The sequence below is a fragment of the Brasilonema octagenarum UFV-OR1 genome (genome assembly GCF_963888615.1).
Taxonomy (GTDB): Bacteria; Cyanobacteriota; Cyanobacteriia; order Cyanobacteriales; family Nostocaceae; genus Brasilonema; species Brasilonema sennae.
Window position 1 is genome coordinate 1 of sequence record NZ_CAWPKW010000038.1, and the last position, 860, is coordinate 860.

1 protein-coding gene is annotated in these 860 nt (G+C 43.1%); it reads right to left on the bottom strand.

Annotated elements, in window-relative coordinates; genetic code table 11:
• The coding region (locus AC5590_RS02400; protein WP_169269025.1) for a glycosyltransferase at positions 1 to 766 on the bottom strand (766 nt) is incomplete at its 3' end.
• Between the last annotated feature and the right edge of the window lie 94 nt (positions 767 to 860).

The following is an 860-nucleotide window of genomic DNA, read 5'->3' on the forward strand; positions in this document are numbered from 1 at the left end:
GTACTACCTTGTAGCCTGCTTGTGTGGGTAGGTAGCCAAGTTGGAAATCGTCTGCCAGATAATCAGCAATTGCCAGAAATCCTCCGATTCCTTCCAGCGCACTTTTGCGAATGGCAATGGTTGGACCGAGGGCAAATTTCATTCCCTCCACTCCCCTGGCAACTAATACATTAGCATGATACTCAGTGGATATCCCGAGAGCTTCAAAGATTGCCACCCACCCGCGAACGTGTGGACGGTACAAACAAGTAACAACACCCACAGCTGGATCACACATCGGCTGGATAACTCGCCTCAAATAATCTGGTCCGACGCGAACATCGCTATCTGCAAGCAGCAGAAGCGAAGACTTGGCTTCGACTTCTGCGTTCGCTAAATTACTAACTTTCAAATTAGTACCAATCGTGCGATCGCTGATGACCAGACTAATATCAATTTCTGGGAAGTCATTGATAATTTTCTTGACAATTTGCACACTAGGATCATTAGTAGCGCGAACACTAAAAATGATTTGGTACTCTGGGTAGTCTTGTTGGCAAAATGAAGCAAAGTTTTCGTAAGTATCCATGTCAAGACCACAAATTGGCTTGAGGATAGTAATGGGTGGGTGGAAGTCCGGATCGATCTGTCTTTGATGGGAAAAGAACTCAATTGCTGCGTAAATTCCATAGCAGTAATACAAGACAGCCGATATACACAGGATGAATAGTAGGAAACTAACAATAGTCAAACCAAAAGAAGTTGTTGAAAAAGTAGAAATATGCATTGATTATCTAAGGCACAAGCAGAACAATTAGCTTTGCTGACAGCATATTTAGAAGATAGACAAATTTATCTGTTTGATGAATGGGCGGCTGACC